This is a genomic window from Thalassolituus oleivorans MIL-1 (assembly GCF_000355675.1).
GTDB lineage: Bacteria > Pseudomonadota > Gammaproteobacteria > Pseudomonadales > Oceanobacteraceae > Thalassolituus > Thalassolituus oleivorans.
Window position 1 is genome coordinate 2,513,020 of the sequence record NC_020888.1, and the last position, 20,172, is coordinate 2,533,191.

Annotated in this window: 23 protein-coding genes; 7 read left to right on the forward strand and 16 right to left on the reverse strand. The window is 46.2% G+C overall.

All coding sequences use genetic code 11. The features are described from left to right. Nucleotides 1-2 precede the first annotated feature (2 nt). The 6 genes from TOL_RS11525 to TOL_RS11550 all read right to left on the reverse strand — a co-directional run bounded on the left by TOL_RS11525 (nucleotide 3) and on the right by TOL_RS11550 (nucleotide 5,513). Nucleotides 3-950 carry a Hachiman antiphage defense system protein HamA gene (locus tag TOL_RS11525; RefSeq protein WP_015487509.1) on the reverse strand — a complete coding sequence of 316 codons (948 nt, stop codon included), beginning with the start codon at nucleotides 948-950 and terminating at the stop codon, nucleotides 3-5. 119 nt (nucleotides 951-1,069) lie between these two features. Further along, nucleotides 1,070-2,071: a DUF4917 family protein gene (locus tag TOL_RS11530; RefSeq protein WP_015487510.1), complete on the reverse strand. Its 1,002-nt coding sequence runs from the start codon at nucleotides 2,069-2,071 to the stop codon at nucleotides 1,070-1,072. A gap of 341 nt (nucleotides 2,072-2,412) precedes the next feature. Continuing rightward, complete coding sequence (locus TOL_RS11535; protein WP_015487511.1) at nucleotides 2,413-2,766, reverse strand: helix-turn-helix domain-containing protein; 354 nt, start codon at nucleotides 2,764-2,766, stop codon at nucleotides 2,413-2,415. Then, nucleotides 2,750-3,010, reverse strand: a complete 261-nt coding sequence (locus TOL_RS11540; RefSeq protein WP_015487512.1) for a type II toxin-antitoxin system RelE family toxin — start codon at nucleotides 3,008-3,010, stop codon at nucleotides 2,750-2,752. The genes TOL_RS11535 and TOL_RS11540 overlap by 17 nt, the downstream gene beginning before the upstream one ends. A gap of 185 nt (nucleotides 3,011-3,195) precedes the next feature. Next, a complete protein-coding gene (locus TOL_RS11545; protein WP_015487513.1) occupies nucleotides 3,196-4,416 on the reverse strand; it encodes an argininosuccinate synthase in 1,221 nt (406 codons plus the stop codon). 152 nt (nucleotides 4,417-4,568) lie between these two features. Then, nucleotides 4,569-5,513: a flagellar protein MotY gene (locus TOL_RS11550; protein WP_015487514.1), complete on the reverse strand. Its 945-nt coding sequence runs from the start codon at nucleotides 5,511-5,513 to the stop codon at nucleotides 4,569-4,571. Between the two features lie 166 nt (nucleotides 5,514-5,679). On the opposite strand from TOL_RS11550, the gene pyrC reads away from it, so the two are divergent. The 3 genes from pyrC to TOL_RS11565 all read left to right on the forward strand — a co-directional run bounded on the left by pyrC (nucleotide 5,680) and on the right by TOL_RS11565 (nucleotide 7,886). Further along, nucleotides 5,680-6,714 carry a dihydroorotase gene (gene pyrC, locus TOL_RS11555; protein WP_015487515.1) on the forward strand — a complete coding sequence of 345 codons (1,035 nt, stop codon included), beginning with the start codon at nucleotides 5,680-5,682 and terminating at the stop codon, nucleotides 6,712-6,714. 15 nt (nucleotides 6,715-6,729) lie between these two features. Next, entirely contained in the window at nucleotides 6,730-7,395 is a 666-nt protein-coding gene (gene rnt / locus TOL_RS11560) for a ribonuclease T (protein ID WP_015487516.1), read from the forward strand. 110 nt (nucleotides 7,396-7,505) lie between these two features. Next, nucleotides 7,506-7,886 (forward strand): YacL family protein, encoded by a 381-nt coding sequence (locus tag TOL_RS11565; RefSeq protein ID WP_015487517.1) that lies wholly within the window; start codon nucleotides 7,506-7,508, stop codon nucleotides 7,884-7,886. A 26-nt stretch (nucleotides 7,887-7,912) separates the two neighbouring features. Here TOL_RS11565 and TOL_RS11570 read toward each other — a convergent pair whose 3' ends face one another. From TOL_RS11570 to TOL_RS11580, 3 genes are all read right to left on the reverse strand, one after another. Beyond that, nucleotides 7,913-8,218, reverse strand: coding sequence for a DUF1330 domain-containing protein (locus tag TOL_RS11570; protein ID WP_015487518.1), 306 nt, complete (start codon nucleotides 8,216-8,218; stop codon nucleotides 7,913-7,915). Nucleotides 8,219-8,227: 9 nt separating this feature from the next. Continuing rightward, nucleotides 8,228-8,593, reverse strand: a complete 366-nt coding sequence (locus TOL_RS11575; RefSeq protein ID WP_015487519.1) for a DUF805 domain-containing protein — start codon at nucleotides 8,591-8,593, stop codon at nucleotides 8,228-8,230. Nucleotides 8,594-8,693: 100 nt separating this feature from the next. Next, entirely contained in the window at nucleotides 8,694-9,173 is a 480-nt protein-coding gene (locus TOL_RS11580) for a GreA/GreB family elongation factor (protein ID WP_015487520.1), read from the reverse strand. Between the two features lie 117 nt (nucleotides 9,174-9,290). Here TOL_RS11580 and TOL_RS11585 point away from each other — a divergent pair, with 117 nt between their 5' ends. After that, nucleotides 9,291-10,196 (forward strand): D-hexose-6-phosphate mutarotase, encoded by a 906-nt coding sequence (locus tag TOL_RS11585; protein ID WP_015487521.1) that lies wholly within the window; start codon nucleotides 9,291-9,293, stop codon nucleotides 10,194-10,196. A gap of 65 nt (nucleotides 10,197-10,261) precedes the next feature. On the opposite strand, the gene rluF is transcribed toward TOL_RS11585, so the two are convergent. The 5 genes from rluF to alaC all read right to left on the reverse strand — a co-directional run bounded on the left by rluF (nucleotide 10,262) and on the right by alaC (nucleotide 15,537). After that, nucleotides 10,262-11,251 carry a 23S rRNA pseudouridine(2604) synthase RluF gene (gene rluF, locus TOL_RS11590; RefSeq protein ID WP_015487522.1) on the reverse strand — a complete coding sequence of 330 codons (990 nt, stop codon included), beginning with the start codon at nucleotides 11,249-11,251 and terminating at the stop codon, nucleotides 10,262-10,264. Between the two features lie 91 nt (nucleotides 11,252-11,342). Then, the gene (locus tag TOL_RS11595) at nucleotides 11,343-11,750 is read right to left on the reverse strand and encodes a bacteriohemerythrin (RefSeq protein ID WP_015487523.1); all 408 of its coding nucleotides are present in this window, start codon (nucleotides 11,748-11,750) and stop codon (nucleotides 11,343-11,345) included. 88 nt (nucleotides 11,751-11,838) lie between these two features. Next, nucleotides 11,839-12,774: a LysR family transcriptional regulator gene (locus tag TOL_RS11600; RefSeq protein WP_015487524.1), complete on the reverse strand. Its 936-nt coding sequence runs from the start codon at nucleotides 12,772-12,774 to the stop codon at nucleotides 11,839-11,841. Between the two features lie 173 nt (nucleotides 12,775-12,947). Next, entirely contained in the window at nucleotides 12,948-14,246 is a 1,299-nt protein-coding gene (locus TOL_RS11605) for a homoserine dehydrogenase (RefSeq protein WP_015487525.1), read from the reverse strand. 97 nt (nucleotides 14,247-14,343) lie between these two features. Further along, the gene (gene alaC, locus TOL_RS11610) at nucleotides 14,344-15,537 is read right to left on the reverse strand and encodes an alanine transaminase (RefSeq protein ID WP_015487526.1); all 1,194 of its coding nucleotides are present in this window, start codon (nucleotides 15,535-15,537) and stop codon (nucleotides 14,344-14,346) included. Nucleotides 15,538-15,746: 209 nt separating this feature from the next. Between alaC and TOL_RS11615 the strand changes: the two genes are divergently transcribed. From TOL_RS11615 to TOL_RS11625, 3 genes are all read left to right on the forward strand, one after another. Then, nucleotides 15,747-16,256: a glycine cleavage system transcriptional repressor gene (locus TOL_RS11615; RefSeq protein WP_015487527.1), complete on the forward strand. Its 510-nt coding sequence runs from the start codon at nucleotides 15,747-15,749 to the stop codon at nucleotides 16,254-16,256. 130 nt (nucleotides 16,257-16,386) lie between these two features. Beyond that, a complete protein-coding gene (locus TOL_RS11620; RefSeq protein WP_015487528.1) occupies nucleotides 16,387-17,289 on the forward strand; it encodes a DMT family transporter in 903 nt (300 codons plus the stop codon). A gap of 82 nt (nucleotides 17,290-17,371) precedes the next feature. Then, complete coding sequence (locus tag TOL_RS11625; protein WP_015487529.1) at nucleotides 17,372-18,307, forward strand: LysR family transcriptional regulator; 936 nt, start codon at nucleotides 17,372-17,374, stop codon at nucleotides 18,305-18,307. Here the strand turns inward: TOL_RS11625 and nikR are convergent. Further along, a complete protein-coding gene (gene nikR, locus TOL_RS11630; RefSeq protein WP_015487530.1) occupies nucleotides 18,273-18,722 on the reverse strand; it encodes a nickel-responsive transcriptional regulator NikR in 450 nt (149 codons plus the stop codon). The genes TOL_RS11625 and nikR overlap by 35 nt on opposite strands. 55 nt (nucleotides 18,723-18,777) lie before the next feature. Then, entirely contained in the window at nucleotides 18,778-20,148 is a 1,371-nt protein-coding gene (gene glnT, locus TOL_RS11635) for a type III glutamate--ammonia ligase (protein WP_015487531.1), read from the reverse strand. Between the last annotated feature and the right edge of the window lie 24 nt (nucleotides 20,149-20,172).

Here is a 20,172-nt window from a genome sequence, read left to right on the forward strand (position 1 = left end):
ATTTATTTTTCATTTGATACATAGTCTATGCCGTGAATTTCTCTATAGAGCGCGTGTTTGAACTTAGATACATTAGTCAATGGTATAAGAAATACATCGATGTATACCTTCTTGAGCTCTGAGTATTTGTTTAATTTATCACCTAGAAGTTTTTGTATCTCTTTTGACCTGCCAGTTAGCCAGTCGCTGAACATCTGCTCTGCTTCGTCTTTATTCTTGGCCTTCTCTTCGATAGTACTAATTTTACTTGATTCGAAAACAAGAAGAACAGGGTGCGCCTTGACGCAACCTTTGTACTGTTTAGTACCCGGAGTAAATGCTTGATAAAGGCTCTCGGCATCATCTAGTGATGAAAAATTCTCTGAAATATTTGACCGAGCAATGAACATTTCATGTCCTAGTTGACCGGAACTATAGTTGTCGTAAAATCTATCCAGTGACTCTAACGCGTCTTCCATGGCCCCAGCAGCTCCTTGATGAATCTTGGATTCCCCAATTAAAATAGCCAATTCACCTTTATAGTCACCAAAAAAAATACCATCGCCGCCTTTGACTTGATCGTTCGTATTTGTAATAAGAGATAGTTTGTGACTCACAAGAGGTGTCTGGAGAAATTTTTCTGTTAAAAGGTATAGGAGTAGTTCTCCGTACTTACCATCCATATCTGGATTTGTCTTTCCGAAAAATTTCATTGCTTTTTGGAATGGAACCTTACCTTCTTTATGAAAGCTCGCAAGCTGCTTCTCATCAAAAACATAGTGTTCGATTGATTCACTCAGTGACTCGGTTAGAGAGAGAATCTCTTGCTGAGTACCTGAAAAGTCCAGAGAGAAGAATCGACAGACGGTTTTCTTGTCGTCAAGAACGGAGTGGACTTTGAAATGATCGTCAATCCATGAGTGCTTGCCTGCTACGAGGCTTGGCCAGTTAATCGCCTTCAATTTGTCCATATTGATCGCTTTTATATTAATACCTAATTGATTCCGCCTAGTTAATACAGACAATCTAACGCCCGGCTCACCGGAAAATTGCGAGCGCAGCGAGTAATTTTTCCGAGTGCAGCAACTTGTTAAGCGACATTATTCCATGCGCCAGGACTGTTGCTTCGGAAAAAGCGTATTTGAACATTAGCGCCAAGAGTGTTCTGGATCGTATGACTCACCCTATTACAGTAGACTTGATCATTTCCATGCACCGAAACAGCAACATGGCGAATTTGAGATGAAGCAATACGCTGAAGAATATAAAGGTCTTGCTCCCAAAAACCCCATCCATATATAACCAACGAGGGCTCCAAAGAAGTGAGAACTTCTCTGTAAACTGTATTTAGATAACTACTACTGCGTATTGAATTTATTTTTTGCTGAGATGTACCTTCACTAACGAATAAAGGTACCACTGATTCGGATTGCCAGGCTTGAAGTATTGCTTCAAGCAGGCTATTCCCATTGCCTGTTACTTTGTACTCTGACTCAATGTTATTACGCGAGAGAACTAAGCTACCATGAGGGTAAAACGCAAGAGTTGTCGATGCATCTCCATAGATTGGATCGCGCAAACGACGCCAATCCTCGTAAAATTGGCCATTAACAAAACAGTCTTTTAATGCATGACGATCACGCACGTCTATACCATACATAATGGCCCAGTAAAGTATCAGATCATAATTCAGAGAAACCACTGTCCTGAAATGTTTCAAGAAAGCATAGATAGCAGGTATATCCTCTGAAATTTCCTGATACTCAGGATGAACATTCCTTACTGACTGGATAAGGCACTCACGCACCCTTACATAAGCTGCGTGTGTTCTTTCGTCGGGAATAGCTAGAGAGCGATTAACATTAGAAGCTTGCCATACTAGGCGCAACACAAGCTCGAAGTCCGAGGTCTGAAAAAAATCAAATAGTCGGTGAATATCATTAGTGAGAAGACCATGCTCACGTGCATGATCGATAAGAGACGTATATCCAAAGCGTCCATCAACAGCCATACTGGCGCCATTGCCTAGCAGCAATGAACCACTGTAATAATTCTGGGCAATTTCTTCCCATTCAAAAATTCTATGTTGCACTGCTTATTACTCCTTCCCGCTTAACAGCGTAATAGTATGCCGGCACACTTTGCCGGTTTTGACAAAGTTCCACCAGCATCATAAATTATTGATTTAAAAGGGAAATACTCCATTACATCTGCAATCCATTCTGTGGAAGTGTGCCAGCACACTATTTCAGTTCTCTTGGCACACTAACTTGTAAACCAAGTTTGTAACTGGCTGATTTGATGGGAAATAAGCTAGCACTCAGGGTCAAAGCGTGCAACTGAATTTGTAAAGTGTGCCTATATTGCTGCTTTAGTAAAAATATACTGTATATAAACTACAAATCTATCGATTATTTAATCGTAACTCGGACCCTATTCCGTCAACTGGGCAACATCACAATCTAACGCACGAGCCCAGGCTCTTAGAGTTTCTATATGAGGTTTATTTCCGAACTTCTCTGCCTGAGCAATGGCTCCTTGAGTAACGCCTAATTTTTCTGACATCTGCACTTGAGATAATCCTCGGTATTTGCGCCACGCAGCCATAGGACTTAGACCTTTTTCAATCATAAGACCTACAACCTCATGAGGAACAGTGACGTGAGCATCAGCTTCAACAAGTGCTTGGTATTCATCATAAGGCACTACGGCGTACAAAGGTTTACCACTACTATCTCTAATAATCTGAGCTTCGGTTTTAATCCTGGCTTCAGTATGTTCGCTCATCTCGTTTTCTCACCTCTTGAATCGTTATGACTCGTACACCTTCATCTAGATCGAACAAAACGCGATATCGGCCTACCCTCAGGCGATAACCAGCCTTATGACCTTTCAGTGCTTTCACATTTGTTGCCGTTGTTGGGCATTCACTTAATTCGTCTACAGCCTTGAAGATCGCCGTACGTTGTTTTTCAGGCTGAATCTTCCGCAGTTCCTTTACAGCTGTTTTCGTCCACTCAATCGAGAACATCAACACCTCCATGTATTACAAACATGCTAACTCAAAATAATAGATATTAAAAATTAAAATTAGATAAAAACTTATATTTACTAATATTAATGCAAATTTAACCGCCTACTTAACTCGCTATTCCAAACAACACCCATAAAAAAACCCGCCGCAGCGGGTTTTTTTATGCTTTAACCTTTTGAATCTTACTTCAAAAAGCTACGGCCTTTTTTCGCGGCAGTGCGTAAACGCAATGCGTTTAGCTTAATAAAGCCTGCTGCGTCTTTCTGGTCGTAAGCGCCAGCATCGTCTTCGAAGGTGGCGATTTTTTCGTCGAACAAGGTATCGTCTGAACGACGGCCAACAACAATCACGTTGCCTTTATACAGTTTCACGCGCACGTCGCCGTTAACCACGTCTTGGGTTTCGTCGATGGCGGCTTGCAGCATTTTGCGCTCTGGTGACCACCAGTAACCGTTGTAAATCAGGTTAGCGTAACGTGGCATCAGTTCGTCTTTTAGGTGAGCTGCTTCGCGATCCAGTGTAATGGATTCAATCGCACGGTGTGCTTTTAGCAATACCGTACCGGCTGGGGTTTCGTAACAGCCACGGGCTTTCATGCCGACGTAGCGGTTTTCTACGATGTCGACGCGGCCAATGCCGTGTGCGCCAGCAAGCTTGTTCAGTTCTTCCATGATGGTCGCTGGTGATTTATCAACGCCGTCGATGGCTACAGGGTCGCCATTTTTGAAAGTTAGTGTGATGTAGGCTGCTTCGTCCGGCGCATTCTCAGGTGAAACAGACCACAACCACATGTCTTCTTCTGGTTCGTTCCATGGGTTTTCTAGGATGTCGCCTTCGTAAGAGATGTGCAGCAGGTTAGCATCCATTGAGTATGGCGATTTCTTACCGGCTTTGTTTTCTACTTTGATGTCGTGCTCTGCGCAGTAGGCCATCAAGGTTTCACGAGACGTTAAGTCCCACTCGCGCCAAGGAGCAATCACTTTTACGCCTGGCTTCAGTGCATAGGCACCCAGTTCAAAACGTACTTGGTCGTTACCTTTGCCGGTCGCACCGTGAGCAATGGCATCTGCACCAGTTTCGTTAGCGATTTCGATCAAACGCTTGGCGATTAATGGACGCGCGATCGATGTACCTAGCAGATACTCACCTTCATAGATGGTGTTAGCGCGGAACATTGGGAATACGAAGTCGCGAGCGAATTCTTCACGTAGGTCGTCGATGAAGATTTCTTTAATGCCCAGTGCTTCAGCTTTTGCGCGTGCTGGTTCAACTTCTTCGCCCTGACCCAAGTCTGCCGTAAAGGTTACTACTTCACAGTTGTATTCAGTTTGTAGCCACTTAGCGATTACGGAGGTGTCTAGGCCGCCGGAATACGCCAGCACCACTTTTTTGATGTCTGACATGGGTATCTCCAGGATGGTTAACGGCGCTGATCAACTAAGTTGGCCAACGCGAGGAATTCAAAGGGGGCATATTGTACTGATTGCGAGGCCTTACGCCAAGTGAGCGTTATTTATACGGCTCAAATGGCACGCTGACTGGGGCTGTTACTGGCTTAACGTGGCAAAACGGTGGCGTCTTCTGGCAGTTTGAACAATAGGTCGTCGGGGATGGGCATGTCTTCGCGCAACTCTAGACGAATGGTCACTCGGCGGTTTTCGGCACGACCTTTGGCGGTTCTGTTATCGGCTACAGGGTAGCGATCGCCGTGAAAACGGGTGGTGATCATATCTGGGCTAATACCCTGCTTAATAAAATAGCGCTCTACACTTTCGACCCGCAGCTTCGAGGTTTGGCGGTTGTCGTAGCGGCGACCAATATTGTCGGAGTGGCCATCGAGATACACGGCAAATACGCGCGGGTCGTGTTTTATATAAAACACAATGCGATTGAGCATGTCGGTGTCTTTCGGATCGATCTCGCTCTGCCCTATTTTAAAGTGTACTTTTGAGCGTGCGACTTGCTCAAAATTCATCGGCAACAGCTGATTAACGCAGCGAATATAGTCTTGATAGTATTTATCAAATCGAATCGCTGACACATGCACTTGTACAAAACGATCTTGGTCGTAGAAGGTTTTGTGGGTAATGGTCGGCCATTTGCCTTCGAGTAAGGCGTGTAAAAACTGATTGGTGCGTTCGGCATCTAGGCTTAAGTTAGGTTGATCTTTCACAATGGCAGCCGAGCCCAGCGATTCACTCGGTCCTGATGGCTGCCACGGGGGCGGATTCAAGCTGATTTGCGCCTTACTATAGGCCATTAGATTACGATTGGTTTCTAGCTGAAAAGTGACGTCTTCGCCCGCGGTATGATTAAACACGGCACGGCCGTAATCAGGAATCGGTTGCTCAAAGCGGCATTCGAATACCGATCCACTGAGCATCCACATGGTGGTATCCACATTGCCGCCATAGCTCAACGCTGGGCCAGATGAGACTTTGGCAGCCCAGAGAATAAGCGTGATCATGGCTAGAAATGGCCGATTGAAGTTCAACGTCATGGCGTCCTGTATTCGGTTATTAGTGAGGTTATCGGCCAAAGCTAAGAAAAATTAAACCGGTATGCCGTGCTTTCGCCACAAATTCGGTACAATGCCCTCAATCCACACGTCGCAAGCCATTATTCACTTGGGCGTCTATTTTCATTCTAGCCAAGGTTACTACTCTATGACGGAACGTCTGACCATTACCCGCCCCGATGACTGGCATTTGCATGTTCGCGATGGCGCTGTGTTACAGCACACCGTGCCCGCAACCGCTCGGGTAATGCAGCGCGCCATCATTATGCCGAACCTTAACCCACCCGTTATGAACGCCGAGCAAGCGCTGGAGTATCGCGCGCGCATCTTGGCGCAGGCGCCAAAAGGTTCAACGTTTGATCCGCTGATGGTGTTGTATCTTACCGATAAAACCACACCCGATATGATTCGCGCAGCCAAAGCGGCTGGTCATATTGTTGCTGTTAAACTTTATCCCGCTGGCGCAACCACCAACTCAGCGTCGGGTGTTACTGATTTAGGCAAGCTGGATGAGCTAGCCGACGTGCTCACCGAATGCGATATCCGTTTACTGGTGCATGGTGAAGTTACCCAAAACCACGTTGATATTTTTGATCGCGAAAAAGAATTCCTCGATACGATTTTGGCGCCACTGATGAGTCGTCATCCTAAACTCAAAGTAGTGGTTGAGCACATCACCACCAAAGAAGCCGCGGAATTTGTCCTTAGCCAAGGCACTAACGTTGCTGCCACGATTACGCCGCAGCATTTGGCGTATAACCGCAACCATATGTTAGTGGGTGGTATTCGCCCTCACCTATTCTGCTTACCTATTTTGAAGCGCAACATCCACCAGCAAGCTCTGCAAGATGCGGTTGTTAGTGGTAGCAATAAGTTCTTTTTGGGTACAGACAGCGCTCCACATGCCAAAGGCGCGAAAGAGTCTGCGTGCGGCTGCGCCGGTTGTTTTAGTGCCTATGCTGCGATTGAATTGTATGCAGAGATTTTTGAAGACTTAGGTGCACTGGATAAACTCGAAGGCTTTGCGAGCCATTACGGCCCCGATTATTACGGTCTGCCTCGAAACCAAGATACCATCACGCTAGTAAAAGAATCGTGGCTAGCACCGTCTGAAATGCCATTTGGCAATGATGTAATTATTCCACTGCGCGCGGGTGAAACATTGCGCTGGAAACTCGACTAATAGTAAGGGCAACACATGAGCGGTACTGAAGATAAGCAAGAAAAGTCACCGATGGCGCAACGCTTCCGCGGATTTTTACCTGTGGTGGTTGATGTGGAAACCGGTGGTTTTAATGCCGACACTGATGCCCTATTGGAAATCGCAATGGTGACCTTGCGCATGGATGATGATGGCTATTTGCACCCAAACGAAACGTTAAGTGCGAATATTCACCCGTTCGATGGTGCTAACTTAGAAAAGGAAGCATTGGATTTTACCGGTATTGATCCGTTCGACCCTGAACGTGATGCAGAGTTCGAAATCGAAGCGCTAACTGAAATGTTCCAGGTGATTCGCCGCGAAGTAAAAGCCGCCGGTTGTAACCGTGCCGTATTGGTAGGTCACAATGCCCATTTCGATCATGGTTTCTTGCGCGCAGCGATTGCCCGTAACGATATTAAGCGCGATCCATTTCATCCGTTTTCATCGTTCGATACAGCGTCTATTGCGGCAATTTCGCTTGGGCAAACCGTACTGGCTAAATCCTGTATTACTGCAGGCATTGATTTCGATAATAGTGCTGCTCATAGCGCTGCTTACGATACGTTCAAAACGGCTGAATTATTTTGCTTTATCGTCAATCGTTATAAAGATTTAGGCGGCTGGCCGTTGGCCGGTGGCGAAGACGTATCGGAAGACTGATTAATAGAAATACGTATTTAAACCTAATTAAAGCCCCTTATTTGCTAAGCAAATAAGGGGCTTAGTCCTTCCCGCTAGACCTTTTCAACGCGAATTATTGAGCACACAGCATGGATTACGAGTTTACCTATGATGACCACGGCCACCCGTCGTTAAGTTTGGATATGGGCCAAGAAACAACCGCCAACTGGCTTAATAGCGAAATCGGCACTGATATTATTAAGTTGCAGCAGCTACTGGATATTATCGACGAGTTAAAGGCAGGAACCCGTGAAAAATACGAAGTAAAAAGTCGTCGCTTTCAGTTGGTCCTTAATCGCGATGAAGCCGATATCAGCGAAATGCATAACGGAATCAATGAACAGACGACAGAAGACGGGCTAGATTATGCTGAAGAAGGACTTACCATCTATGAAGATGAGTCTATCTCAGGCTGTGGCTTAGATGACCTAGAAGATTTACTGCTGGCTTGGCAAAGCTTTATTAGCTAATCACACTCAATAAAAAAAGCGACTTTTTAGTCGCTTTTTTTATGCATAGAAATAATGGTTCGACTATTAACCGCATGATCCAAATACTGTTCTTTCAAGATCAAGTAATCAGGATGAGAAAAAAACTGATTCATGACCTCCTCGCTAGGGAAGTCGATGGTAAATACTCGATTAATTGGATCAGCCGACTTAGAACGCAGCACTTCCGATACCCGAAAATCAAAGCCAAATGCACCGCCCATCGAATTCAAAATAGGTTCCATTCCTGCACGATATTTTTGATATTCTGCATCATCAATAACGTTCAAACCCATAATGCGTTCGTATGTCATGTTACGTCCTCAATATAATTTAGGTGATGCACCGTATTTATTATCACCTTCGTTACTATCCGTAACCGTGAATATCAATAAGATAATCGCGCCAATAATAGGAACGAGGAAAATAAGAAACCACCAACCACTTCTACCGGTATCGTGTAAGCGTCGTACTATTAACGCCAACGATGGGATGAAAATAAATAAGCTATAAAGGAAATACAAAAAACCCAACACCGCAATGCCAGTAACATTGACCAAAGAGACACTCATACCGAAAAGAATAATGGAGATAATTAGATTAAATAAGTGAAAATACCAATACTCTCTACGACGTGAACGACCAGAAAAATCAGCGTATTTTGATAGGGCTTCGATATACCATTCCATGTACTTTCCTTACTTCCGTATAAAAGATAAATAGCTGTCTATTGTAGTGCTATTTTGATGTAGTCCGATAATGCCAGACTTTGAAGAAGATGCAAACTGTCTAATTGATGTCTGTGATTTGCCAATTTTGCTTACGACCACTCAAGGTTAAAGCCGCTTCATCATCTAAACTCTTCCCGATCAAGACTTTCGCCAAAGGCGTATCAGGACTTACCACAAGTATCTTAATGCCATGGCTTTCTATTTGGTGGCCACCGACCGGTGCAATGAATACGGTGCGCTCAGTATCATCATCAGCAATTAAAGTAATGCACGCGCCCAAGCGAATGACGTCGTCTTGCTCGATAACAGGAATCGGCCAGCGCGCGAGTTGAATACGACGCTGCTGCAATTCGAGTATGCGCTCCGACTGTCCATGAGCGAGATAGGCAGCCTCTAAAGCCAAGGTATCGTACTTATTCTCTGGCTTATTATTAGCATCGGAGGCCGTCGCATGCGCGGTACTCGCAGACGAGAGCGCCGCGTTGATCTCTGCGTCTAGTGCTGCTAGCAAGGCGTCTTTTAAAGCGTGTTTATTCATATTGGCCACAATCTATTTTCGAGTAGCTTACTCGCATTTATAATTGGATCAACTCAGGTTTCTTGCTCCAACACCTTTGCTGTAAGCTACGACTATCGACCAACTCTGGAGCATATAATGACATCCTCACACCTGACACAAACTCTGCAACGCACGGTGTTTACCAAGAAGGTTCAGTACGGAGAGCTCGATTGCATCCAAGTTCGACACCCATTTTTCAGCGCCGATCTATTGCTACAAGGCGCACATCTGCTCAGCTTTAAGCCCAATGATAAGAACGACTGGTTATGGCTAAGTGAAACAGCAGAATTTCGTAAAGGCGTATCGGTACGTGGCGGCATCCCCGTGTGCTGGCCTTGGTTTGGTAATCCAGATAGAAACCCAGATAAGGTTCAAGAGTTTATTCTTGATCCGCACTCAGCTCCTGCACACGGCATAGCGCGTGCGGTTGATTGGCAGCTAACTGCAGTCAACGAATCAAGCGATGCGGTTGAACTCACATTAGAGCTACCAGAAGTTGATAGCCAAGTTTGGTCTGGGGGCGCTACAGCAAAAATTGTATTTACCTTTACTAAATCAGGCTTAACAGTGAATTTAATTACTCTAGCGGGTGATCAAGCGGTTAGCTTTTCTCAAGCGCTGCATACCTATTTTCCCACGAGCGATATTAGCGCAACCCGCGTGCAAGGATTTCACGGCTTCGCCTATGTTGATGCGCTAGACGACTGGTCAGAGAAGCAACAACGAGGCGATATTCACTTTAGCGAAGAAACGGATCGCATTTACACTGCAGGCCCGTTACAAACATTGGTAACGCCAGAACAAACGCTAGAACTTAACTGTAACAGTGCGAGTGCCGTGGTTTGGAATCCGTGGGTAGAAAAATCGAAACGCTTAAGCCAATTTCCACATGATGCATGGCAACGTATGTTTTGCGTGGAAAGTGCCAATGCCCTGCATGACTACGTAACACTGCAACCCAATGAGAGCCACTCGTTAACGTTGAGTTTACGTCAGCGTTAAATCGCGACTATGGCGATGAACAGAGAGTAACAATAAGGGCGCAATCAGCGCCCTTTGGTTTATGCTCAGCGCCCTTTTGATTTATTAGGCCGAGAGGTTTTCGCCCCTCCGGTTTTACCCTGATAGCCACCTGCTTTAGCACCCATCATATTGGCTTCTTTACGGGTTTTTGGTTTGGCTTTCGTTTTCGCGTAGGTTTCTTTGGCGCTTACGGGTTTAGCCCCCGGGGGCTTCTTCGCACTGCCAGCAACACGCTTTGGTTTTCCATCCGATGGCGCGCTTGGCATAGCGCGTGGCGACTTGCGCTTAGCAGCATTTGGATTAGGCGCCTCAGATGAAGAGTTCTCGATGGCTTTAAATAGTACCGCCAGTTCCTTTTCTGTTAAGTCGCGCCACTCACCCACTGGCAAGCCTTTGAGGGTGACATTCATAATACTGACACGCTCAAGCTTAACCACATCGTAATCAAAAAATTCACACATACGACGAATTTGTCGATTAAGCCCCTGCACTAATGTAATGCGAAATACGTTAGCGGCTTCTTTAACGACCTTACACTTTTTCGTTTTTGTACCAAGGATAGGAACACCGGCACTCATACCGTCAATAAAGTCATCGGTAATTGGGCGGTTAACCGTGACTAAATATTCTTTTTCATGGTTATTACCGGCGCGTAGAATTTTATTAACTAGGTCGCCATTACTGGTCAGAAAAATTAAACCTTGGGAGTCTTTATCTAAGCGTCCAATCGGGAAAATCCGCACGCTGTGCGCAACAAAATCGACAATATTATTAACTTCGGTACTTTCAGTCGTACTGACAATGCCTACGGGTTTATTTAAGGCGATAAATACCAGCTGATCTTCTTCGCGCGGTTCAATCAGTTGGCCGTTTACTTTCACTTCGTCGCCAGTACCGACTTGATCCCCAATCGTGGCACGACGACCATTAATAAACACACTGCCCTGCTCAATAAAGCGGTCGGCGTCACGACGCGAACATATGCCGCTTTCGCTGATGTATTTATTTAAACGAATGGAAGTTTTACTGAACATACAATACCTGCGCGCTTGAGCCAGTGTCACACTGGCTCTGTTGTCTACTGGCGCAGATTATAACGAAAAATCGCGACGCGCGCTGAAGCGCTTAGGCTGCAGAGATCTTCTGGCGAGCTAGAAACTCAGCAGTTACTTTATCCATGCTGGTAATATGCCCCGCAAACCAATCTGGGAGTACTTCTTGCACATAGTTAAGTAACGGTAAAATATTCTGATCATCTTCATAGCCTTCAAGTAGGCTAATCATGGTCGCCAACACGCGTTCATGTTCTTGCTTATGCATTGGGTATGCAGGGAAATGATAGGCAAGCATTTCACGCTCTTCGTGCGCGAAATGCTCTTGGCTATGCTGCACTAAGCGGCGAAAATGTTGCACGGTAAAACGGCCCATGAGCAGCGCGTCTTCCGCTTCGATCATGAGGTTAACAAAGGTTTCATGTTCACGGTTCATGAAGTCTTGGGCGAGTTGAGGGTAATCAAGCAGTATCATCGACATGGCTGCACCTCACGGGCTATGACAAAGAATCATAGTGTAAAGAATGCAGCCTCAAGGCATCTTGATAATGATCAAGATGTACTCGTCATTAGCAGTGCTGGGCAACATCCACAATCATGCGGCGTAACCAACGATGCGCTTGATGATGTTGCAATAACGGTGACCACGCCATTTTCAGCTCAAAAGCAGGAATGGGAAATGGTGGCTCTTTCACTAATAAGGCGGCGGATTCCGCCTGCATCTCTGCCACTTTGCGCGGTAGAGTTGCCACTAGGTCGTTATTCAAGGCCAGTAAAGCCGGCATTTGATAATGACGCGTAAATACCGAAATTTTGCGCTTGTGGCCCAACTTCGATAACGCATTATCTACCCAACCTAGCCGCACAACTTTTTCTGGATCAATACCAACACCTGCGCCCATACCCGTTTTGCTCACCCAGATATGCTTGCTAGCCAAATAGGCTTCCAGATTAAAGTTCGAAGATAGTGGATGATCTGGATTTACCAGACAGACAAAATCATCTTTCCATAATGTCATTTGGTGAAATGACTGTGGCATTTCATCAAAACGGTTAATTGCCATGTCGATTTTACCGGCCTCTACATCCTTAAATGTCACATCCGATGGCGTGAGCACGTCGAGAATAATATCGGGAGCGTCGGTACGCAGGCGCTTAACTAACTCAGGCACAAGTGTCGATTCAGCGTAATCGCTCACCATGATACGAAATACGCGATGGCTAACCATGGCATCGAATTCTTCTAACGGCTGTAAGGCGGCTTCTAACTCACCTAAGGCTTTGCGGATGACAGGCTGTAACTCTTGCGCCCTTTGCGTTGGCGTCATGCCATCGGATGTACGCACCAGCAAAGGATCACCAAATACATCGCGTAAGCGGCGTAAGCCGTTACTCATGGCTGGCTGAGTGATACCGAGTTGCTGCGCCGCACGCGTAACGCTGCCTTCGCGCAGCAATACATCGAGATACACGAGAAGATTAAGATCTATGCGATCAATGTTCATGAAGTCTATCCAAGTGATTAGCCGGCTATTATGCCCAAAACCCGATCATTCACCAAGGCTATGACTATCTATTTTTCAATCAATGAAAATGATATTTGCTGGATTAAAACCGGTAGGTGACAAAAACAAAAACGGAGCCAGCGGCTCCGTTTTTGTTACAACCTGCGATGAAGTCAGTCGAGCTGCTCAACACGAATACGGGTCACTTCCCCGACCGTGCTAGGCAAACTTTCAATAGCCAGAATTGCAGCGTTCATATCGCGTTCAACAATGCGGTGCGTCAGAAGAATAATCTGCGCAACGTCGTCTTCTGCTTTTGGTTCTTTCTGAATGATAGCTTCGATATTAATACCACGCTCACTCAAAATAGTTGCCACGCTCGCCAAAACACCAGTCTTATCTTGTACTTGAATGCGCAAGTAATAGGCTGTTTCTACATCTTCAATCGGCAGGACATACGTCTTTTCGATGGTGTCGAATGCTAGGTGATTAACCGCTGCAGTTGCCGGTGCATCCATAGTACGTGCTAAGTCGATGACATCAGCGACCACAGCAGAAGCAGTAGGACCGGCGCCCGCGCCTGCGCCAACATACAGCGTGTCGCCAACCGCATCGCCATTGACCATAACTGCGTTCAACACGCCGTCTACTTTAGCAATCGGACGTGCCACAGGAATCATGGTTGGGTGAACGCGCAAGTCGATACCATTTTCACCACGACGGCTGATACCTAAATGCTTAATGCGGTAGCCAAGTTCATCAGCGTACTCAACGTCTTCTTGAGTGATTTTGCTGATGCCTTCGGTGTAACAACGCTCAAATTGCAACGGAATACCGTAGGCAATAGACGCCAAAATCGTTAGCTTGTGCGCCGCATCAATACCTTCAACGTCGAACGTTGGGTCTGCTTCGGCATAGCCAAGTTCTTGTGCTTCTTTCAGCACATCGGCAAAGTCACGACCTTTGTCGCGCATTTCGGTCAGAATGAAGTTACCAGTACCGTTAATGATACCTGCCAACCAGTTAATCCGGTTTGCCGCTAAACCTTCGCGAATCGCTTTGATGATGGGAATACCACCAGCAACGGCCGCTTCGTACATTACAGAAACGCCCTTCGCTTCCGCAGCAGCAAAAATCTCGGCACCGTGTACTGCAATCAAAGCTTTATTAGCGGTAACGACGTGCTTGCCATTGGCAATGGCACCCAAAACCACTTCTTTGGCGATGGTGTAACCACCAATCAATTCGATAACGATGTCGATTTCTGGATTATTAATAACATCCATCACGTTATCGGTAACGGCTACATCACCGGTATCAACATTTGGGTTTGGGTGACGTGTTGCCACTTGCGCGATAATAATTTCGCGACCTGCCCGGCGTGCAATGTCGTTTGCATTTTTGCTAAGTACGTTGAAGGTGCCACCACCTACAGTACCTAAACCACAGATACCTACTTTTACCGGTTTCAAGGTCGTCTCTCCTAGAGATTGTCGTTCAATTATTTCTAAAGCCTACCTTAGCCATAAAGGCGTAGGCTTCCATTCATATTGGTTAGTTGCGTGGCTTTTAAGCCTGTGCAACGCCGTCTTTACGCAACATCTGGCGAATGCCTCGAAGTGCCTGACGGGTTCGTTGTTCATTTTCGATCAGTGCAAAACGCACATGATCATCGCCGTATTCACCGAAGCCTATGCCTGGCGACACCGCAACACCTGCTTCCATAAGCAGCTTTTTACTGAATTCAAGGGAACCCATATCGCGATACGCTGGGGGAATCTGCGCCCAGACGAACATGGTTGCTTTCGGAGGTTTTACCGCCCAACCAGCATCGTTCAGCCCCTTACAGAGAACGTCACGACGCTCACGGTACATCTCGCATATTTCAGTCACTACCGACTGGTCACCTTCCAAGGCAGCAATCGCAGCAACTTGGACAGGTGTAAATGTACCATAATCTAAATAAGACTTAATCCTTGCGAGCGCATAAATTAGGTCTTTATTGCCACAACAGAAGCCAACGCGCCAACCGGGCATGTTGTAACTCTTGGATAACGAGTAAAACTCAACCGCAATATCCTTGGCTCCCGGCACTTGCAGTACGGATGGCGGCTGATAACCGTCAAACACGATATCGGCGTAAGCAAGATCTTGGACTAGCCAGATTTCGTATTCTTTGCACATAGCAACGACTTTTTCGAAGAACTCGAGTTCGACGCATTCTGCCGTCGGGTTACCGGGAAAGTTAAGCACCAACATTTTCGGGCGAGGCCAGGTTGTTTTGATCGCCTTTTCCAGCTCTTCAAAAAAGTTAGTATCCGGTGTCATCGGCACATGACGAATATCGGCACCCGCAATCACAAACCCATAAGGATGTATCGGGTACGACGGGTTCGGCACAAGTACATTGTCACCAGGACCTAAGGTCGCTAATGCTAAATGCGCCAAGCCTTCTTTTGAGCCAATAGTGGTAATGACTTCAGTTTCGGGATCAAGATCGACATCGAACTTGCGCTTATACCAGTTGGCCATAGCACGACGTAAGCGCGGAATACCTTTGGATTGGCTGTAGCGATGCGTACCGCTGCGCTGAGCGGTTTCGACCAGCTTATCGACGATATGCTTTGGCGTATCTTGATCAGGATTGCCCATGGACATATCAATGATGTCCTCGCCTCTCGCTCGCGCCGCCATTTTCAACTCACCGATGACGTTAAAGACGTAGGGAGGTAGGCGTTCTATACGAGGGAAGCGGGTATCCATGATGCAGTCCATATTCAATAATTTAAGTTATCCAACCGCTATCAGGTTGGCCAGACAGGCTACTGTATCCATTACGGCCATTCAATCGAGAAATGCCTCCGTTTGGAAACTATCTTGCTTCTGCTAACTCTAGGTGCGAATTTTTTCTCGCTTGTGGTAACGTCTTGCCATAATAACGACAACATATTGAATTTTAGTAAGGACATCTTATGTCGACTTTTCTTGTTCTAACCGTCATCGCTGACGACAAACCGGGTATTGTTGAGCAACTTGCCGCCACCATTACCGAACATGGTGGCAACTGGTTAGAAAGCCGCATGGCGCAGATGGCAGGCAAATTCGCGGGGATTTTGCGCGTCGGCATTGAAGAAGAAAGCAGCAACGGTTTAATCGGTGCGTTATCGGCTCTCGGTGGTCGTGGCATTTCGGTTATTGCAGAACTTAGCAACAGCGCAGGCGATACCAACAACACCAAAGATTTAACACTCAGTGTGGTCGGTAACGACCGTCCGGGGATCGTTCGTGAAGTATCGCAAGTATTAGCGCGCTTAAACGTTAACGTATTGGAACTCACCACCAGTTGCGAAAGCGCTGAAATGTCGGCCCTGCCTATCTTTAAAAGCGAAGCTCAGCTGCGAGTGCCTGAAGGGTTTGATTCACACGATCTGGCCGACGCGTTGGAAGCTATTTCAGATGATTTAATGGTCGAGATCCTTTGAACAAGGCTCGATACACACCAACGAATTCGGCCGAAAAGCACCTGCGAATCGGCTGAGTTCTGACAGACAAAACACGTCAGCTATGAAATACTGCGCGCCGTATTAATACTCCCTACTATGGCCAGCTTTCGTGTCCCACTCTACCTCGTTACATAAGCCTTTAAACTTATTTAAAGCCGATCTCCTGCTGTTACTTGTAACCGTATTGGCGGCCATTAGCTGGATGTTTTCGAAAGAAGCGTTAGCCGAGTTTCCGCCCTTGCTGTTTATTGGCACGCGCTTCTTACTCGCCGGATTATTACTAACCATCCCTGGTTTTAAACCGCTGACCCGTTTAACCAAAAAACAGTGGAAGGCCTCCGCTGGCGTAGGCGTATTATTTGGCGCGGCCATGTCATTTTGGATAATTGGTTTGTTTTCTGCGAAGCATTTAGGCGAAGGCTCGTTTATCACCAGTTTGTCGGTCGTGTTAGTACCACTGGTAAGTTGGTTGTTATTTCGCGATAGCATTAGCCGCAGTAACTGGATCGCCCTGCCCTTGGCTTTTACGGGATTGGGCTTACTGTCTTTGCAACATGGCTTCCAGCCAGAACCGAGCCAGCTATTTTTCTTTATTTCGGCACTGCTGCTGTCACTCACCTTTATTTTAAATGGTCGCGCGGCAAGCCATGTTCCAGCACTCGCGCTAAGTGCCATTCAGCTTTCGATTGTTGGCATCGTCGCTCTATCCCTATCAGCCGCGACTGAGACTTGGCCAGATCATTGGACTGGCAATATGTGGTGGTGGCTAGGACTGAGCATTACCGTAGGCACGGCAGCTCGCTTCTTTATTCAAACCTATGCCCAAGGTATGTCGAGCCCCAGTCACGCAGCGGTGATTATGATTATTGAACCCGTATGGACGTCACTTTTTGCCGCCGCTTGGTTTGGTGAGCGCATGGAACCTAGCCAACTGTTCGGGTGCTCGCTCATTTTTACAGCGCTAGTCGTTAATCGCTGGAACGCTGTGCGTAAGTGGTTAAAACGCTCCTAGAGAACAATCCGTCCTACGTTAATCATTCGACTTTTTCGAAACATGCCGCCACACTCGTTAAACTTGGTGTAGGGATGAGAGAATGAAAACAACACTTGAACAGTGGCGTATGTTTCGCGCAGTTGTTGAACACGGTGGCTACGCCCAAGCGGCAGACGCTATTTATAAAAGCCAATCGACGATTAGTTACGGTGTACACAAGCTGCAAGAGCAACTTGGCGTGCAACTGTTAGAAGTGGAAGGTCGCAAAGCGTTTCTGACGCCCGAAGGAAAAACCCTACTGATGCGTGCCGAACGCTTACTTGATCAAGCCGAAAGCATCGACCGCGTAGCCGCATCTTTAAGCGGCGGCACGGAGTCGTTGCTGCGTGTCGCCCGAGATATGGTTTATCCATGCGAACAGCTTTTTTGTGCATTGGAAAAATTCTCCCGATCCTATCCGCATACGCGTATCGAGCTAGAAGAATTTGTTCTTAGTGGTGGCAATGATTTATTAGATGCCGATAAAGTCGATTTATTAATAACCGCTCAAGTGCCTACCGATCGCCAAGGTCAGCACATTTATCGTTGTGAATTCATTCCGGTGACGAGTGTTAATCATCCTCTACAAACCTTAAATCGTCGCGTTAGTTACGATGATTTAATCGAACACCGCCAAGTGGTACTGCGCGACAGTGGTAAAAAACGCAATGTTGATTCTGGCTGGCTAGGGGCGAATCAGCGTTGGACCGTTACTCATGTCAGCACCAGTGTCAATATTGTTAAGCGCGGTTTAGCCTTTGCCTGGCTACCATCGCACTGGGTGGAACAAGACATAGCTGCGGGCAACCTAGCGGTCATTCCCTTTGAAGAAGAAGCAACTCGCTACGCCGATTTATATTTAATAAAAGCCCACCCGGACAGTGTCGGCCCTGCTGCTCAAGCCTTGTATGAATTACTATCGAGCAAAGAAGAATTTTCTTGCCCAAACGATGCCACCAAGGCTAAGCCTTTGGCAATGGATGGATCGGCGGAATAAGATAAGAATTTAATAATAAACGACCATGCACGACCCCTCGTAGCGTGGTCATTTTATCGGCGATCATATTCAACCGATCGGCGGGACCTTGGACTAAAATAATCGACAATGTATTGGTGTGAGTCAGATTCACATTTAAATTACTGATCACTTCATCGATATATTCGTATTGCAAATCATGCAGTTTTTTCGTTAGTCCGGGCGTTGAATGGTTATAAACTAGATTTACTGTTCCGGTCATAACAGTCGAACCTTGCTGCTGATTGTATTCGTTAATCTGGTGGCTAATCATATCGCATATGGCTTGCGACCGACTTTCAAATCCACGCTTGGCAACCATTAAATCTAAGCCTTCCAGCAAAGCTTCTGGCATAGAAATACTGATACGACTCACTTTGTCTTTACCGGTTTCCATAGCGGCTCCTAGCTCGCAAAGCGGCGTTAATATTAACGCCGCCGTTTTCAGAACATTAAAACAAATGGCTATAGCGTTGAATTTCCCACTCACTCACCGCGGTATGATATTCATTCCACTCGGCGCGTTTATAGCGAATAAACTCATTGCGCAACTCTGAGCCTAAAACCTGCTCCACAAAGGGATCAGCTTCAAACGCATCAATCGCTTCATCCAAAGTACGCGGTAAAAAGCCAATGCCTTTTTCTGCACGTTCTTCTTCTGTTAGCTCATACAAGTTCTTTTCTTGCGGTAAACCCGGATCAAGATTCTCGCGAATGCCTTCTAAACCCGCCGCCAGCGCTAGCGCTGCCGCAAGATAAGGATTGGTTGCACCATCAGCATTACGCGATTCACAACGACCACCACCCATAGGTACTCGAACCGAGTTGGTGCGGTTGTTAGAACCAAACGAGTTAAATACCGGTGCCCACGTAAAGTAAGGCATGTCGCCCTGACGTACTAACCGCTTATAAGAGTTCACTGTCGGTGCAAATACCGCACACAAAGCTGGCCCGTGTTTCAAAATACCCGCAATAAACTGATAGCCTAATTTCGTTAAACCTAAGCCATGAGGATCATCTACTGGCTTACACTGAAACAAGTTTTCTTTCGTTTCGAGATCGTAAAGCGACATATTAAAATGCGCGCCAGTACCGGTTTTATTCGAAAATGGCTTTGGCATAAAGGTCGCTAACAAACCTTCTTGCTTCGCATATTCTTTTGCCATTAATTTCAAGAACGTAAAACGATCACAACTGGTAACCGCGTCCGCATAGTTAAAATCGAACTCAAACTGGCCATTAGCATCTTCATGATCGAAGGAATATAAGCCCCACCCCAAATCATTAATACTTGTCGCCATTTTATCCAGCCAACTAAAGTTGCTTAGAAAAGCGCGCGTGTCGTAACACGGTTTTTTCAATTTATCGTCAGGATCAGGCACACTCAACTTGCCATTTTCGTCTTGGCGCAATAGATAAACTTCGGCTTCAATACCTAAGTTCATACCAAAGCCCATTTCTTTTGCTTGCTCTAATACCGACTTCAATAAAACGCGAGTATTAAGCTTGTAGGGCTGACCATACAAAGTGTTATCCGCTGGCATCCAAGCAATTTCTGGCTGCCAAGGTAACTGAATAATGTGATCTAAATCGGGAACTGAGGCGATTTCATCGTCGTTTGGTTGCTGCCCTAAGCCATCAAGCGCGTAGCCAGTATAAAGCTCTGAACCATGTGCCATATGGTGTAAATGCGTAATCGGAACGACTTTGCCTTTAGGAATACCGTGAATATCAACATAGTTTCCCATGCAATATTTCACGCCTTTATCTTTTAGGTCTTGTTGAATTTCGCTGATTTCGTTATCAGTTTTAATGTTGATCATGTGATTTCACCTAATGAATAGGTC

Coding starts and splice junctions, on each gene's coding strand:
- TOL_RS11525 (WP_015487509.1), bottom strand. CDS start 950: ATGGACAAATTGAAGGCGATTAACTGGCCAAGCCTCGTAGCAGGCAAG.
- TOL_RS11535 (WP_015487511.1), bottom strand. CDS start 2,766: ATGAGCGAACATACTGAAGCCAGGATTAAAACCGAAGCTCAGATTATT.
- TOL_RS11540 (WP_015487512.1), bottom strand. CDS start 3,010: ATGTTCTCGATTGAGTGGACGAAAACAGCTGTAAAGGAACTGCGGAAG.
- TOL_RS11545 (WP_015487513.1), bottom strand. CDS start 4,416: ATGTCAGACATCAAAAAAGTGGTGCTGGCGTATTCCGGCGGCCTAGAC.
- TOL_RS11550 (WP_015487514.1), bottom strand. CDS start 5,513: ATGACGTTGAACTTCAATCGGCCATTTCTAGCCATGATCACGCTTATT.
- pyrC (WP_015487515.1), top strand. CDS start 5,680: ATGACGGAACGTCTGACCATTACCCGCCCCGATGACTGGCATTTGCAT.
- rnt (WP_015487516.1), top strand. CDS start 6,730: ATGAGCGGTACTGAAGATAAGCAAGAAAAGTCACCGATGGCGCAACGC.
- TOL_RS11565 (WP_015487517.1), top strand. CDS start 7,506: ATGGATTACGAGTTTACCTATGATGACCACGGCCACCCGTCGTTAAGT.
- TOL_RS11570 (WP_015487518.1), bottom strand. CDS start 8,218: ATGACATACGAACGCATTATGGGTTTGAACGTTATTGATGATGCAGAA.
- TOL_RS11575 (WP_015487519.1), bottom strand. CDS start 8,593: ATGGAATGGTATATCGAAGCCCTATCAAAATACGCTGATTTTTCTGGT.
- TOL_RS11580 (WP_015487520.1), bottom strand. CDS start 9,173: ATGAATAAACACGCTTTAAAAGACGCCTTGCTAGCAGCACTAGACGCA.
- TOL_RS11585 (WP_015487521.1), top strand. CDS start 9,291: ATGACATCCTCACACCTGACACAAACTCTGCAACGCACGGTGTTTACC.
- rluF (WP_015487522.1), bottom strand. CDS start 11,251: ATGTTCAGTAAAACTTCCATTCGTTTAAATAAATACATCAGCGAAAGC.
- TOL_RS11595 (WP_015487523.1), bottom strand. CDS start 11,750: ATGTCGATGATACTGCTTGATTACCCTCAACTCGCCCAAGACTTCATG.
- TOL_RS11600 (WP_015487524.1), bottom strand. CDS start 12,774: ATGAACATTGATCGCATAGATCTTAATCTTCTCGTGTATCTCGATGTA.
- alaC (WP_015487526.1), bottom strand. CDS start 15,537: ATGGATACCCGCTTCCCTCGTATAGAACGCCTACCTCCCTACGTCTTT.
- TOL_RS11615 (WP_015487527.1), top strand. CDS start 15,747: ATGTCGACTTTTCTTGTTCTAACCGTCATCGCTGACGACAAACCGGGT.
- TOL_RS11625 (WP_015487529.1), top strand. CDS start 17,372: ATGAAAACAACACTTGAACAGTGGCGTATGTTTCGCGCAGTTGTTGAA.
- nikR (WP_015487530.1), bottom strand. CDS start 18,722: ATGGAAACCGGTAAAGACAAAGTGAGTCGTATCAGTATTTCTATGCCA.
- glnT (WP_015487531.1), bottom strand. CDS start 20,148: ATGATCAACATTAAAACTGATAACGAAATCAGCGAAATTCAACAAGAC.